Raw genomic sequence first — 15,108 nt, forward strand, 5'->3', positions numbered from 1 at the left:
ATGTATCCATGACAATTCTTTGATTGTCTTAATCTTCAACTCTAGGATGCCGGGCACGCAACTTTTCTTTCTCAGGCATTTCCCCATGGAACGTACTTCACGGCTCAGCACCCTCGACACCGGCACCCAGGGTTGGATCAACGGCTTTATTGGCGTGGTGATTTTCAGCGGCTCATTGCCCGCTACACGCCTGGCGGTGATGGCGTTTGATCCAGTGTTTCTAACCATGATCCGCGCCACCCTGGCAGGCTTGCTCGGCCTGCTTTTACTGCGGCTATTCAAGGCGAAACGCCCTGCACGCGATCAATGGATGCCGCTGGTGATCGTCGCGCTTGGCGTGGTCATCGGTTTCCCCCTGCTGACCGCCCTCGCGCTGCAATACGTCACCTCCGCGCATTCCATTGTGTTTATCGGGCTGCTGCCATTGGCCACCGCCGTATTCGGGGTCTTGCGTGGCGGTGAACGGCCCCGCCCGGTGTTCTGGCTGTTTTCAATTCTGGGCAGTGTGCTGGTGATGGGCTACGCCTTGGCCCAGGGCCTGAGCGCTGCACCCGCGGGCGATTTGCTGATGTTGCTGGCGGTGCTGGTGTGCGGGCTGGGTTACGCCGAAGGCGCCAAGTTGTCGCGCAGCCTGGGCGGCTGGCAGGTGATCTGCTGGGCGCTGGCGGTGTCGTTGCCGCTGGTGGCACCGTTGAGCATGATCCTCGCACCGCGTGGCTTCAACGGGATCAGCCTGCCCGCCTGGCTGAGCCTGGGTTACGTGTCGTTGTTCAGCATGTTGATCGGTTTTGTGTTCTGGTATCGCGGCCTGGCCCAGGGCGGTATCGCCGCTGTCGGCCAGTTGCAATTGCTGCAACCGTTTTTCGGCCTGGCGCTGGCGGCGGGCTTGCTGCATGAGCAGGTCAGCCTGGGCATGGTGCTGGTGACGGTGGCCGTGATCGGCTGTGTGGCCGGGGCGAAGAGGTTCGCGCGTTAACGTTGCGGCGCGACCATCTTGAATTTGATGTGGATGTCGTTGGACACCACGCTGTTGCCCGCCCACTCCCCCTCGCCGATCTTGTAATCCGCGCGGTTGAGCACGAACTCACCGTCGAACACGCCGATACCGCCCTGCTCCTTGAGTAATACATCGATCACCACCGGTTGCGTGATGCCTTTGATCGTCAGATGGCTGCTGATCTTGTAGCGGTTGTCGCCCAAGGCAACGGCACCGCTGGATTCGTACACGCCCACCGGGTAGGTCGCGGTATCGAACCAGGCGGGTTGCTGCAGTTGGGTGTTGGCATCCTGGCTGCCGGCGTCGATGCTGGCCAACTGGATTTTGAGCAACGCATGGGCCGCCTCGGGCCTTTGCGTGTCGAATGTCAGCGTCCCTTCGAAATCACTGAAGGTGCCATACACCCGCTGCCCGAACTGCTGGAAGGTGAAGCTGATCTGGCTCGCCGTGCGGTTGACGTCCCTGTACTCCACGGCCTGGGCACTGGAGAACCCACTGAGCGCAAGCGCGAGCAGGATGGCGGGGAAAGTTCGACAGTTCATGCAACGCTCCGCAAGAAGTAAGGACGCATGGTTCCCATTCTGCCCCTGTGCTGCTAAACAGAGTAGCCGCCTTCAGAACAATAAGGACTTTGCATGCTCACCCCTTCTCTTCAGGACACCACCGCGCCGGAAGGCATCTGCTATGGCTGCGGTGGCAGCAACCCGCATGGACTGCACATCAAGAGCCGCTGGGATGCCGATGGCATCCACCTGATCGCCGAACATCAACCCCAGGCCCAATACACCGGCTGGCCGGACCTGGTCTACGGCGGCCTGATCGCCATGTTGGTCGATTGCCACTCGAACTGGACCGCCATGGCCTATCACTACCGCGCTGAGCAGCGTGAGCCCGGCACCTTGCCTCGCATCGACTGCGTGACCGGCAACCTGGGGATCAAATTCATCAAACCGACGCCCATGGGCGTGACACTGACTCTGCGCGCGCGGGTCGAGGGCGAAGTCGGGCGTAAAAGCCGCGTGGTCTGCAACGTGTACGCAGGCGAGGTACTCACGGCCATCGGCGACTCGGTGTTCGTGCGCGTCGACACCGGGCAATTGGCCGCCGCCGCCCATGGCCGCGAAGGCTGATCCTGGTCTACATTGAACCTCACCGCTCCCCGAGGACTGCTCCGATGACGCGTCTCACCGCGAAAGACTTCGCCCCTGAACTGCTGGAACTCTATGACGGCTATGCCCATGGCAAGCTCAACCGTCGTGAGTTTCTCGACCGCGCCGCGCTGTTCACCTTCGGCGGCCTCACCGCGTCCGCGCTGCTGGCGGCCTTGAGTCCCAACTACGCGCTGGCCGAGCAGGTGAAATTCACCGACCCGGACATCGTCGCCGACTACATCACCTACCCTTCGCCCAAAGGCAACGGCACGGTGCGTGGCTACCTGGTGCGCCCGGCCAAAGCCAGCGGCAAAGTGCCGGCCGTGGTGGTGGTGCATGAAAACCGTGGCCTCAACCCGTATATCGAAGATGTCGCACGGCGCCTGGCCAAAGCCGGCTTTATCGCCCTGGCTCCGGATGGCCTGACATCGGTGGGCGGCTACCCGGGCAACGATGAAAAAGGCGTGGAACTGCAGCAGAAGGTCGACCCCGAAAAGCTGATGAACGACTTCTTCGCGGCGATCGAGTGGTTGATGCACCACGACGCCAGTACCGGCAAGGTAGGCATCACCGGCTTCTGTTACGGCGGTGGCGTCACCAATGCGGCAGCGGTGGCCTATCCGGAGTTGGGCGCGGCGGTGTCGTTCTATGGGCGCCAACCGGAAGCCAAGGACGTACCGCGCATCAAGGCACCGATCATGCTGCATTACGCCGAGCTGGATACGCGGATCAATGAAGGGTGGCCGGCGTATGAAACGGCATTGAAGGCGGCGGGCACGACCTATGAGGCGTATATCTACAAAGGCGCCAACCATGGCTTTCACAATGATTCAACGCCACGGTACGACGACGCGGCGGCGAATCTGGCGTGGGAACGCACCCTCGGCTGGTTCCGCAAGTATCTGGCCTGAATGTGATGAGTCCTGTGGGCGGGCTTGTGTGGCGAGGGAGCTTGCTCCCGTCGACTGCGCAGCAGTCTCCGGCTTTATGGGGGCGCTTCGCCCCCCAGCGCAAGCAAGCTTGCTCGCCACACCTGACCCTGCGTCGCATTTGAATGTCACCGTTGTCGTGGTCAGTGCTCCAGCGCATACCGGCGGCAATGGTTGAGATAGCCCTGCTCATGGCTGCCCACCAGTTGCACCACGCTGGTCCATAACCAGGACGGTGCATCCAACTGTTTGGAGCGGTTCTCCTGCAATACCGACATCCACGCCTTGCGTGTGTCGCGGTCCATCTGCCGGGCATGGGCGATCCCGACGACGCGGGCCAGGTAACCGGCAGCGTGCATGGCGTCGGTCTCGCTCAATTCGTCGAGCTCCAGCTTCATGTCCTGGGGCAGCAGTTCGCGAATGAAGAAGCCGTGATCCAGGAACCGCGTCGCCACCATGCGCTCACCCAGGCCGGGTGACAGCTGACGTGCCCCCTCCACCACGCGACGCCCGTTATCCCTTGGCATCTTTGCCCGCGACGCACGGGGGGCGGCGGCGCCGACGGCTTCCTTGATATCGATCAGGCAATATTCCTGATCGTCCTTGTCACCGACACCCAACAACGCCGCATAACGCAACAAGCCCAGGGAACTGCAGCCCTTGACCCAATAGGCCGAATCCAGCAGCTGCACCTTGGCGTCTTTGGGCCGACCTTTGAGTGAGGTCACCAATTGCTGGATTTCATCGGAGGCGCAGACGGTTTGCAGGGCATTCTTTTCCGCGCGCGACAACGACCAGAAGTGTTTGCCCAACGGAATAGTCGGCCGCGCATTTTCGATACGCTCACGGGCCAGGTGCTTCCACGTGCGCTCAACCGCGCTGCGCATGCTTGCCTTGACCTGGGTCGGGCGCGGCGGGGCTTCGTCGGGTTTATCCTTGAAGGCTTGTTCGTAGCCCACCATCATTTCTTCGAGCATGCGAGCGGTGGTCACCCCCGGCAGGTCCGAACCACGGGCGGCGGTTGCCAGGGACAAGGCCAGGCGAACGATATCGTGGGCTGGATTACCCACCACGGTCTGGTCGAGGTCGCGAATATGCATGTCGATGCGCCCTTTGCTGTCAGCGGTGGGCCCCAGGTTGCCCGCGTGGCAATCGCCGCAGATCCAGATGGCCGGACCGTGAGGCAGGCGCCGACCAGGCTGGCTGTGCAGCCACTCATAGAACTGCACCGTACTGCCACGTACGTAGGCGTGGGCGGAACGGGCCATCTTCAGGTTGCGCAATTGCGTGAGATGAGGAATACGGTCGGAGGGGCGCGGACTTTTCATAGAGGCACTCGGTACGGGATACGGTAGAGGGTAGCCCGTCACAAATGTTTCATTTTGTTTCAAGAATAAAAATATCAGCCCAGCCGCGCCGCCTCTTTCAACCAGCCCTTGAACGCGAGCATCGCCGAGGTTTCAGCCCGAGATTGCAGGCGCGTCAGCCAATAGCTACCGGTGGTGATACCGGTTTCGAACGGCTTGCGGATCACGTCACTTTCCAACTGCCGCGAAAACATCATCGCCGGTGCAAGCGCTACGCCAATGCCCTGCAGCGCCGCTTCCATCATGGCCAATGATGAATCGAACATGATGCTGCGCGGCACCACGGTATCGGCGGGCAACCCGGCCGCCTGGAACCATTGGGTCCATTCATCGGCCCGGTAGGAGCGCAACAAGGTGTGCTTCAACAAGTCTGCGGGCACGTGCAACTGCTCGGCAATGTGCGGCACACACAGCACGTTCAGCGGCGCCGCCAGCAGTTCGCAGGCGTCGGTGCCATGCCAGGCGCCCGCACCGAAACGGATCGCATAGTCCAACCCTTCTGCGGCGACGTCGACGCGATTGTTGTTGGTGGACAGGCGCAGATCAATGAACGGAAAACGGCTTTGAAAATCCGCCAACCGCGGCAGCAACCACCCCACCGCAAAGGTGCCCACGGCGCCGACCGTGAGCACCTCGCGGTAATGCCCGCCTTCGAACTGGCCCAGGGTGTGAGCGATGCGATCAAACGACTCGCGCAGCACCGGCAACAGGGTTTCGCCTTCGCTGGTGAGCATCAGGCCCCGTGGCAGGCGTTTGAACAACGTGACACTGAGTTGCGCCTCCAGGCTTTTCACCTGGTGGCTGACCGCTGCCTGGGTCACGCACAGCTCGATGGCCGCGCGCGTAAAGCTCAGATGGCGGGCGGAGGCCTCAAAGGCACGCAGGGCGTTAAGGGGCAAATGGGAACGGAGCATGCTGAGCCCTGAATTTTTCTAATGGCTGGTGCGAAATATGATCGTTTGCCCGGCCGGTAAAATCCACCTAGATTTGCGACGCCTGCGCAGGTATCGATCATCTACAAGGAAGCGAAACAACATGAATCGTAATGTACAAAAAATCCTGATTTCAGCTTTATTGATGGGGGCTGGTACCTGCATGGCGGCGCCGGACATGCGCAAGGTAGTCGACAACAGCGTGGGGCCGCTGATGCAACAGCAAGGCATCGCCGGGCTGTCCGTTGCGGTCGTCAGCAAGGGCCAGGTGCAATACTTCAACTACGGCGTCGCCTCCAGGGAAACCCAAAAACCGGTAACCGAAGACACCCTGTTTGAAATCGGTTCGGTGAGTAAAACCTTCACCGCCACCCTGGGTGGATATGCCCAGGCCACCGGCAAGCTCAAGTTGTCGGACAAGGCCAGTGAACACCTGAGCGCCCTGGCCGGCACCGCCTTCGAGCGCATCAGCCTGCTGCAACTGGCAACGTATACGCCAGGCGGCTTGCCCCTGCAGTTCCCTGATGCAGCCGACAGCAGCGCAACCATGCTCAACTACTTTCAACACTGGAAACCCACCTACGCCCCCGGTGCGCAGCGGCTGTATTCCAATCCGAGCATCGGCCTGTTCGGCTACCTCACGGCGCAAAGCCTGGGGCAGCCTTTCAACGTCGCCATGGAAAAAACCCTGCTGCCCAAACTGGGCTTGAAGAACACCCACGTCAACGTCCGCGCCGACAAATCGGGCCAATACGCGCAAGGTTATGACAAGCTGCAAAAACCTGTACGCGTCGGTCCCGGCGCCCTGGACAGCGAAGCCTACGGCATCAAGACCAGCACCCAGGACCTGGCGCACTACGTGATGGTGAACATGCACCCTGAAACCTTGAGCGAGCCTCTGCAACAGGCCATCGCCACGACTCATACCGGTTACTACACAGTGAACGGCATGACCCAGGCCCTGGGCTGGGAATACTACCCCTACCCCATCACACTGCAGGCACTGGTTGACGGCAACTCCACGCCGATGGCGATGGAGCCCCACAAGGCTGAATGGTTGAGTTCGCCGCAGACCCAGCCGGCCAACGTGCTGTTCAATAAAACCGGCTCCACCAGTGGTTTCGGTGCCTACGTGGCGTATGTACCGAGCAAGGACATGGGCGTGGTGATCCTGGCGAACAAGAACTACCCGAACGCCGAGCGGGTAAAAGTAGCCCACGCAATCTTGACCGCACTGGACCAATAACGCCGGGCGAAAACCCACTGTGGGAGGGGCGTGCGCCCTTCCACGATTTTGACCGCGCTACATTCCCAGCCAGTGCGGCTGGGTAAACAACTTTCGCTGCGCATTCAAGTATCGAGCTTCGAAGCGACCTGCCGGATGGTGGAGGCAGGTATAGGCGCCACTCCCTAATCCGCTGCCGTTCGGCACAGCCGCACCCTGCAAATGGTGGCGGACGAACCGTGGGGCGATTCGCGAACGCAGCCTTCTGGTACGGGAGCTAGGCGCCCTGCCCGGCACCATTCGGACGCTGATCACTACCTTGATGCCGAAAACCGCCTAAGCTCAAGAGTCACCTTGCCAAGGGAGACTCCCATGCTGTTAGAAGGATCCTGCCATTGCGGCGCTGTCACGTTCAGTTTGAACAGCGCCCATCCCTATCCCTACCAGCGTTGCTACTGCTCGATCTGCCGCAAGACCCAGGGCGGCGGTGGCTATGCGATCAACCTCGGCGCCGACGCCAGGAGCCTGAAGGTACATGGGCGCAAGCAGATTTCGATCTATCACGCCAAGCTCAAGCCCGAGGGCGCCAGCCGCGCCCATGCCAGCACCGCCGAGCGACATTTCTGTTCGCAATGCGGCAGCGCCCTGTGGCTGTTCAGCCCGGAATGGCCTGAGCTGATCCACCCATTCGCCTCAGCCATCGACACGCCACTGCCGGTACCACCGGAACACACGCACTTGATGCTGGGGTCCAAGGCACCATGGGTGGAAGTGACTGTGCGCAAAGGGGATTTGCAGTTTGATGAATATCCTGAGGAGTCTATCGCGCAGTGGCATGAGCGGTTGGGGTTGTAGCGACTACGGAGGAGTGACGCGTGTTGGTTGCTGACGTCCTTGCGCCGTGACCTCTATGAGGCGGAAAAACGAGACCGTCTTTTGTCCTGACGACCTCATCCGCAACATCAGTGATCGCCGTACTCGCAAGCGATTTATCACCAAAAGAATTGGAGTGGCACATAAAGGTATCTTCATACGAAAAAACACTTGCAGCCTTCCTCACATGCAAATAAGCCCTCGCCCCCAAGGTTTCTTGCGGCACGCCAAAAACATATGAATAACCACTATCTTCAAAACCAAAAAACATAATAAATGTACTTAAGTCAAACCACCGATACAGCTCCCTCCCAAGATGAAACTTCACTTCAAGCTGCACATCGGACGGAGTACCAAATCGATAATAGGCCTCACCCCTATTTTTACTGGAGCAGATCGATACCAACTTTCCTTTTGTCGTCTCGCATGATGCAACCTTCGTTTCGGTCAATGCACACAAGCCTCTCTCCTCGCCTTGAGCCACAGATGAGCAATGCAAAAGAACCAACAAAAAAACATTCAGGCCGTTTCTGATATTCACTTCAGCACCCTCTCGACAAGAGCATACGCAGTCTGTCTTTCAACCAGCCCCGTTAAGCCCCCATTTACAATGCGAGTGACACCATTCACGTCGAGAATTCCACGCCCATAATCTTCAGAGTAGGGAGCTTTGTACAACCAGAACCAAATCGCACTCCTGATTGAATTCAGGGATGAATTAACGAGCTCCGGATATTTAACGGTATCAGGCGCGTCGCCACCCCAATATTTATTGTAATCACGCATATACCCTTGATACTTTTCATGGCCTGTAATCTGTATCAATCCCCTGCCACGAAAGTTATACCCATCACTTGGATGCCCTATTCGGTTCCCGTTCAATCGCTGAAAGTGCTTCCGACCTATTTCTTTCTGGTTTGCCCTACGAACAATTCGCCCACTGGCGTCCTTCAAATGCCCATCCTGCTCCGCCTCCAAAGGTCGTGCGCGATAGTAAGCACTAAATGACTTCAGTACGCCTGGAGAATACTCCCAGCTTTCGGTCACCCCTTTCATAGACGCTCCCACCTCTCCCTTGATCTGGGCGAAAAAGTGCCGCTGCCTAAGCCGGGTATCTAACTTGAACTCCGCTAATCGACCGTTTATTTCATTGAGCACAACATCGATATCGGCGTCGTCCGCCAAAGGAAATATCTGCTTTAGCTGCGCTGGGGTAATTGCCAAGGGATTAGCGGCGCAAAACTGCCCCACCAATCCCACCGGATGAAAGTGATACACCGCCCCATTCACAGGCAGCCCAACCTTCGGTGCCACCTCTTCCCACCAACACAGCGCATTGATCCGTTGCTTCTCCGCCAACCAGTTCAAATGCGGCGTTGCGCCACTGTGGCCAAGCATCTCATCCAGCCCATCCCACTTGATCGGCCGGGACCATTCGCTTTCGGTATGAATGATCAACCGCGAAATCGTCTGTGCGTGAGCCGGCCGGCGAATCGCCGCTTGCAACTCGGTGGCGGTGATTTTTCCATCGCGGTTGCGGTCGATGATGTCGTAGAGACGGCTCTTTATACGGCCCTTGTTACCCTCGTCCGCCACGCGACCAAAACGTACAAGTTGAGCCTCACTGAACCGCCCAAGGTCACGCCAAAACGCGGCAAGCGCGCCAAGAGAAGAATCGACACTGTAGACAATCGCGTAGCCCTCCCACGACCAGGCGCTGACCCAGGGTGTAACACCCACGTGTTCACATACCCAGCCGTCGAGCGGATGGTTGTCGGTGTCCATGAGCAACCCATCCAGGCGATACCACCTGCAGGCCTTGCCCGAGGCATTCGTGATCTTTCTTTCGGCAGGCAAGCTGTCGAGCAACACTTGGGGAACGAGTAAATCTGCGCCACTGACCGGGCCGGGAGCATCAGATACAGGACTTTGCGCGACACCAAAGCCCTCTTGATGCGGGATGACGGCAGTACCCGCCACCAGCTTGAGCCACGTCCTTTCGCTGGCCGGCAACTGCTCTGCCCAAATCCGGCTGGCATCGATGAAACCTTCGACGTCATCACCGCTGAAGATTTCCAGGTGCAGTTTCTTCTCCGGGACTTTTGCATCACCGCACTGATACAGCCCGATATGCCCGATCAGCTCGGCAGCCTTGATTGCCACAGGCGCTTGCAGCACGACAACGCCATCCGTTGCCTTTTCAGGCCAGAAGGCGGGTCGAACGTGCGTTGAGTCGTCGCGATAAAACATCCAATCCTGCAGGTGCATATACAGGCTGTAGAGGGTCAGGCTGGGAGGCGTCTGTGAACGGCCTTCGATATCTGGCGGCCGAAGACGATGGCGAACCAACACAAAGTTGCGCGAAAACGGTTTCGCCACGCAGTGGTCGTCGTCCACGTAAGGGGTGGTGGGTAAATGCTCATCGATGCGGTAAGCCACTACCTCACCGTCCGCCACGCAATAGACCGCCGACTGATCAAGCAGGGCTGCGGTGCCGCTGTCAAAATGCACGCCGCCATGCCACAGGGCATTACGCCCCAAGGGGTAATAACCGGCGCTGGCATGGGCCAGTTGGGTCAACTGCGACAATGGGTGGCTTTGATCCTTGAACGGATGGCTCCAGTTTGTAACATCCATGACGGGTGTCGCTCCTGACTTCACAAGAGCGCAGAGATTAAAGTCTGAATATCCTCTGGAAATGCCGGAAAACTTCCCTTTTTCAGCAAGGGACTTCCCTGATTCTGCCTTGAGTTTTCCTGGCCGCTGATCGTTAACACTCTTTGACAGTTTCTCGACAAAGCTGTCAAAGATTGTTGCCCACCACCGCCCTACCATTCGAGCATCCAACTATCATCCGGGTGCTCTTCATGTTTCGCACGTTGCGCAATCTTCCTTTGCTGGGTTGCCTGCTGAGCAGTATCGGTTGCCATGGGCAGCCGTCTGCGCCGCCGCCGATTCAAAAGGGTGATTACGGTGCAATCATCCGATACCTGCAAACCCGCATTCCGCAGGACATGGCTCGGGATAACGTGGCCGGATTGTCGATTGCCCTGGTCAATGGCCAGGAACTGATCTGGACCCGTGGCTTTGGCATGGCGGACAAGGCGCAGGGTGTACCGGTCACGCCCAACACGGCGTTTCGCGCCGGGGGCATTTCCAAACTGCTGACCGCCACGGCGGCCTTGCAATTGGTCGAGCAGCAGCGCCTGGCGCTGGATGCGCCGATCCAGCACACCCTGCGCGAGTTTTACGTGCGTTCGCGGTTTCACAATGACCAGGCCGCGGCTGACCGCGCTATCACCCTGCGCCGCTTGCTCAGCCACCAGTCAGGCCTGCCCAGCGAACACCTGCGCGACCTACGCAGTACCTATGCCATGGGCCAGATGCCAATGCGCGTGTCGGGAGTCTGGCTGAGCAACCCGCCGGGCTCCCAGGTGGCCTATTCCAATCTCGGCTACGCCTTGGTCGGTGCGGCCATCGAGCGCAGCACCGGCAAAAGTTTCGAGGCACGGCTCCAGAGCAGCGTGCTCAAGCCCTTGGCGATGGACCAGTCCAGTTTCGTCGGCACCGGCGCACAGTTGGGTTACCGCGCCAGGGGCTACGAAGACGGCCAGGCCAGCACCGACGCACAGGTGCGTGACCTGGCGGCCGCAGGGCTGTGGACCAGCCCGAAAGATCTCAGCCACTACGTGCAGATGTTATTCGCCAAAGGCACCTACAAAGACAATCAGGTGCTGGGGAGCGCGTCCATCGAAACGATGTTCACCCAGCAGAACACCGGTAACGCCCTGGACTTCGACTGCCAGATGGGCCTTGGCTGGTTTCTGGCGCCGTGTGGTGACGAGCCGATCGGCCCCGGCATTCGCACCTACCAACATAGCGGCGGCGGCGACGATTTTGCCGCCCAGTTGACCGTGCTGCCCGACCAGCAACTGGCGGTGATCATCATGGCCAACGACAGCAATGCCGAAGAGATGGTGGTGTCGCTGTCCACCGACGCCCTGCGCCTGATGCTCCAGGCACAATCCGGCGTGCCGGTGTGCGCCGACAACTGCCGGTCACCCAATCACGGCTTGAAGCTGCGCCAGGTGCCGGCGGCCGTAGACCGTAAACGTCTGGCCGGGTTTTATGCGACGGCCTGGGGTGTGCTGCGCATCAAGGACGACAAAAATCGCCTGTCCGGCGAACTGGCCGGCTTTGATTTTGAATTGGTCCGTGACGACCACGGCTGGCTACGCGCGCAGAAAAAAGTGCTGGGTTTCTGGCTCAAGGATCTCGGCGAACTGGGCCGCGTACAGCTTGATGTCGTGACAGTACAGGGCCGCCAGATGCTCACCGCCCGCAGCCATGGGCAACGCATTGCCATCGGTGAACGCGTTGATCCGCCGCCACTGCCCCTGGCCTGGGCCGACACCATTGGCACCTATCATGTGCTCAACACCCATGAGCCCAACGCGCCGCTGAGCGGCATCAGTGTGCGCCTGGAAGAAGGCTTCCTGGTGATTCGCGGCCAACTGCACGACGAGCCGCTGACCGACTACATCCTGTTGCCCGTCGATAACGCCCACGCGGTACTCGCCGGCAATGGCTACGGCCTGGGCGACACGGTCAGCCGCCAGGTCAATGGACTCAGCGCTTCGGGTTACTCCTTCAAACGCACCCAATCCGCTCGCCCCCCTCTCAGCTTCTAACCAAGGAAGAACGCTCCAATGCGCTCAAACAAACTCTACCTGCCCCTTACCTCGGTGTGCCTGCTCGCTGCCGCCAACAGCGCGATTGCCGAAGACTGGCAATACAGCCCCGCTACAGCGGCAGCGAAGAACGCATGACCGGACCGGACCTGGGCGGCAGGATCATCAGCCCATGGGGCATTTTCCTCGACACCGGCAAGGGCCTGGGCTGGCCTTACGAAGGCAGCGCCGCGAAATTCAGCGCGTATGTCGGTGCCAGTGGTTCACGTAAAGATAAAAACCAGACCTTGCATGCCGGTTCCAAACGCCTGGAAGGCATGGGCGAGATCAAGGCACGCCCACAACTGGGGGTGAGTGCCAGCTATAACCTTGGCGGCGTGATTGTGGGCGCGACCCTGGAACATGCCCTCAAGGAAAATGACCACAAAGACACCGGCAAAGCCTTTACCCACCTGGAGCTGAGCCTGGGCACCAACCTCTACAAAGGCCACTATGGCGCCGTCGACGCCACCCTCAGCAGCCACTTCGGCGACCGTCATTACCTGCAGACCTGGTACGGCGTGACCACCGGCCAGGCAGCGCAAAGCCGCTTCAAGGAATACAACGCCGGAGCGGGCAATATCAGCAATGGCATGAACCTGGTGTGGAGCCTGCCAATCAATGAGCACACCCGGTTCTCGACCTTGCTGGATGTGCAGTACCTGACGGATGAGGCAGGCAAGAGCCCGATTGTGGAGCGGCGGTTGCAGACATCGGTGATGGCTGGGGTGGAATACACCTTCTGACCCCCCAATTAAAATGTAGGAGCGAGCTTGCTCGCTCCTACACAAGGCGGCTACTCGGCATACGCCCACGTCATCCGAAACAAAGCCCCGCCCCATTCCGAATCCAGGACTTCCACCTGCCCGCCATGCCATTGGCTGACCCGCTGCACCAACGCCAGGCCCAGGCCGAAGCCACCGGTGCGGCGGTCACGGCTGGAGTCCAGGCGCATGAAAGGTTCGAAGATCTTCGCCCGGCCCTCCAACGGTACGCCGGGGCCATCATCACTGACCCGCACTTCGTAACCCGTGCCGAACTTGACCAGCGACACCTCCACGCGGCGCTCGGCATAACGAATGGCGTTGCGCAGCAGGTTGATCACCGCCCGCGCCATAAAGCGCGGCTCGATCTGGATAACATCCACTTCACAGGTACGCAACGACAGCTGCACGCCTGCCGCTTCAGCTTCGAGGGCTACGCTGCCAATAACACTGTCGAGCCAGCTGTGGGCCTCGATACTTTCGCGGGTGACCTGTGTGGCGCCGCGTTCCAGGCTGGCGTAGGTGAGCAATTCGGAGACCATTTCCTCCAGCTCGCCCAGGTCGGCATACATGTCATTGATCAACTCACGGCTCTGGCGCGGGTCGGCCTGCTGTTTGAGTTGATCGAGCTCGAACGATAACCGTGCAATCGGTGTACGCAATTCGTGGGACACCGCGTTGGTCAGTTCGCGCTGGTTGGCGATCAGGCTTTCGATGCGCTCAGCCATCTGGTTGAAGTGCCCGGCCAATTCGCGCACGGTGGAACGGCGCGGCAGCAGGATGCGCGAGCCGAGCTGGTTATCGCCAAAACGTTGCGCGGCCAAGCGGATATGTTCCAGGTCACGCCAGTGCGGGCGTACCCAGAAATACAGGACCACGGCCAGGCAGACGCCCAGAAAACCATAGGCCCACAGGTACAGCCACTTGGGTTCTTCCGGCAGCTTGATTTCCAGCAGTTGCGGACCGCCGTCGATGCTGGCGATGAACTCCATAAAGTCCCCGCGCACCACAAGCTGGCCTGCGTCGAGCAGGTGTTGTTCGCGCTCGCTCAATGCCAGTGCATCGTTCTGGACCAGCTTCAGGCGCAATCCGTAATGCGGTTGCAACTCGGCCAACCGGGCTTCACGCGCAGGCCCTTGCAACGTCCGCAGCTGTTCCACCAAAGCATAAGCCGGGCCGCGCAATGCTTCGCGGTTATAGACCTCGTTAGTTTCAGGCATCAGCTCGTCAAGGGTGTAGTTGACCAGCCAGATCGCCCCCGCCAGACCGAGCGCCAGGATCACATACAGGCGCAGAAACAACCGCAGCATCTAAACCTCCCACGCGAAAGGGTTGAACAGGTACCCTTTGCCCCAGATGGTCTTGATACACACCGGTTCCCGGGGGTTGTCATTGAGTTTGCTGCGTAGTTTGCTGATGTAGACATCGACGCTGCGGTTGAGGCCATCGAAGGCAATGCCACGCATGCGGTTGAGGATGTCGTCGCGGGAGAGAATCTTTCCCGAACTGCTGGCCAGCAACCACAGCAATTCGAACTCCATGGTCGTCAGGTCGATGGCCTCACCCCCCAGGCTGACCACCCGGCAACTGCGGTCAATCGACAGCCGACCAAACTCCAGAGAACCACGTACGGTGGGTTCAGGCACTTGTCGGCGCTGCAGGGCACGCAAACGTGCGAGCAACACCGGCGGCTTGATGGGCTTGATCACATAGTCATCCGCACCGGACTCCAGGCCCAGAATATGGTCCAGGTCATCTTCCTTGGCGGTGAGGATCACGATGGGCGTGTCAGACACGTTGCGAATCTCGCGACACACATGCAGGCCGCTCTGGCCCGGCAGCATCAGGTCGAGCACGACGATCTTCGGCTTGAAGTCCAGGAATGCCGCCAAGGCCTTATCGCCCCGATGCACCACCCGCACCTCGAAGCCGTGCTGCGCCAGAAAATGCGCGATCAGCCCCGCCAGCTTTTCGTCGTCCTCAACGAGCAGAACTTTGCCCAGCCCCAGGTTTTCCATAAATTCTCAGTGCGCAAACGCCGATTGAAGTGCCGCCATTATAGGTGGCAAGCTGTTGGACTGAAGCATCTGGCCATTACCGCCCAACGAAGCTTCATGCTTTTAAGAGTTTTTAACAAATA

Annotated in this window: 13 protein-coding genes and 2 pseudogenes; 8 read left to right on the forward strand and 7 right to left on the reverse strand. The window is 59.5% G+C overall.

Annotation, left to right across the window (positions count from 1 at the left end; all coding sequences use genetic code 11):
* Positions 1–85 precede the first annotated feature (85 nt).
* Positions 86–976 (forward strand): DMT family transporter, encoded by an 891-nt coding sequence (locus M5B97_RS01550; RefSeq protein WP_248730523.1) that lies wholly within the window; start codon positions 86–88, stop codon positions 974–976.
* On the opposite strand, the gene M5B97_RS01555 is transcribed toward M5B97_RS01550, so the two are convergent.
* Positions 973–1,539 carry a YceI family protein gene (locus M5B97_RS01555; protein ID WP_248730524.1) on the reverse strand — a complete coding sequence of 189 codons (567 nt, stop codon included), beginning with the start codon at positions 1,537–1,539 and terminating at the stop codon, positions 973–975. The two genes, M5B97_RS01550 and M5B97_RS01555, sit on opposite strands and share 4 nt — an antisense overlap.
* Positions 1,540–1,632: 93 nt before the next feature.
* Between M5B97_RS01555 and M5B97_RS01560 the strand changes: the two genes are divergently transcribed.
* Together M5B97_RS01560 and yghX are read left to right on the forward strand one after the other, a co-directional pair.
* Complete coding sequence (locus M5B97_RS01560) at positions 1,633–2,127, forward strand: PaaI family thioesterase (protein WP_123718570.1); 495 nt, start codon at positions 1,633–1,635, stop codon at positions 2,125–2,127.
* Positions 2,128–2,171: 44 nt separating this feature from the next.
* Complete coding sequence (gene yghX, locus M5B97_RS01565) at positions 2,172–3,059, forward strand: YghX family hydrolase (protein WP_123718571.1); 888 nt, start codon at positions 2,172–2,174, stop codon at positions 3,057–3,059.
* A 161-nt stretch (positions 3,060–3,220) separates the two neighbouring features.
* On the opposite strand, the gene M5B97_RS01570 is transcribed toward yghX, so the two are convergent.
* A complete protein-coding gene (locus tag M5B97_RS01570; protein ID WP_248730525.1) occupies positions 3,221–4,405 on the reverse strand; it encodes a DUF2252 domain-containing protein in 1,185 nt (394 codons plus the stop codon).
* A gap of 74 nt (positions 4,406–4,479) precedes the next feature.
* The gene (locus tag M5B97_RS01575) at positions 4,480–5,358 is read right to left on the reverse strand and encodes a LysR family transcriptional regulator (RefSeq protein WP_248730526.1); all 879 of its coding nucleotides are present in this window, start codon (positions 5,356–5,358) and stop codon (positions 4,480–4,482) included.
* A gap of 121 nt (positions 5,359–5,479) precedes the next feature.
* On the opposite strand from M5B97_RS01575, the gene ampC reads away from it, so the two are divergent.
* The 3 genes and pseudogenes from ampC (at position 5,480) to M5B97_RS01590 (ending at position 7,456) form a co-directional block, all read left to right on the forward strand.
* A complete protein-coding gene (gene ampC, locus M5B97_RS01580; RefSeq protein WP_248730527.1) occupies positions 5,480–6,622 on the forward strand; it encodes a class C beta-lactamase in 1,143 nt (380 codons plus the stop codon).
* A 39-nt stretch (positions 6,623–6,661) separates the two neighbouring features.
* A pseudogene (locus tag M5B97_RS01585) lies at positions 6,662–6,941 on the forward strand (LysR family transcriptional regulator); the annotation flags it as partial.
* Positions 6,942–6,973: 32 nt separating this feature from the next.
* Entirely contained in the window at positions 6,974–7,456 is a 483-nt protein-coding gene (locus tag M5B97_RS01590) for a GFA family protein (RefSeq protein ID WP_248730528.1), read from the forward strand.
* On the opposite strand, the gene M5B97_RS01595 is transcribed toward M5B97_RS01590, so the two are convergent.
* Both M5B97_RS01595 and M5B97_RS01600 read right to left on the reverse strand, forming a co-directional pair.
* Positions 7,422–8,015 carry a hypothetical protein gene (locus M5B97_RS01595; RefSeq protein WP_248730529.1) on the reverse strand — a complete coding sequence of 198 codons (594 nt, stop codon included), beginning with the start codon at positions 8,013–8,015 and terminating at the stop codon, positions 7,422–7,424. The two genes, M5B97_RS01590 and M5B97_RS01595, sit on opposite strands and share 35 nt — an antisense overlap.
* Entirely contained in the window at positions 8,012–10,111 is a 2,100-nt protein-coding gene (locus tag M5B97_RS01600) for a hypothetical protein (protein ID WP_248730530.1), read from the reverse strand. The genes M5B97_RS01595 and M5B97_RS01600 overlap by 4 nt, the downstream gene beginning before the upstream one ends.
* 230 nt (positions 10,112–10,341) lie before the next feature.
* On the opposite strand from M5B97_RS01600, the gene M5B97_RS01605 reads away from it, so the two are divergent.
* Together M5B97_RS01605 and M5B97_RS01610 are read left to right on the forward strand one after the other, a co-directional pair.
* Positions 10,342–12,165, forward strand: a complete 1,824-nt coding sequence (locus M5B97_RS01605; protein WP_248730531.1) for a serine hydrolase domain-containing protein — start codon at positions 10,342–10,344, stop codon at positions 12,163–12,165.
* An 18-nt stretch (positions 12,166–12,183) separates the two neighbouring features.
* Positions 12,184–12,950: pseudogene (locus M5B97_RS01610) on the forward strand (MipA/OmpV family protein).
* Positions 12,951–13,000: 50 nt separating this feature from the next.
* Here the strand turns inward: M5B97_RS01610 and M5B97_RS01615 are convergent.
* Both M5B97_RS01615 and M5B97_RS01620 read right to left on the reverse strand, forming a co-directional pair.
* Positions 13,001–14,278 (reverse strand): ATP-binding protein, encoded by a 1,278-nt coding sequence (locus M5B97_RS01615; protein ID WP_123718578.1) that lies wholly within the window; start codon positions 14,276–14,278, stop codon positions 13,001–13,003.
* Entirely contained in the window at positions 14,279–14,986 is a 708-nt protein-coding gene (locus tag M5B97_RS01620) for a winged helix-turn-helix domain-containing protein (RefSeq protein ID WP_123718579.1), read from the reverse strand.
* Positions 14,987–15,108: the final 122 nt, after the last annotated feature.

Source organism: Pseudomonas sp. MWU13-2517 (genome assembly GCF_023242545.1).
Lineage (GTDB): Bacteria > Pseudomonadota > Gammaproteobacteria > Pseudomonadales > Pseudomonadaceae > Aquipseudomonas.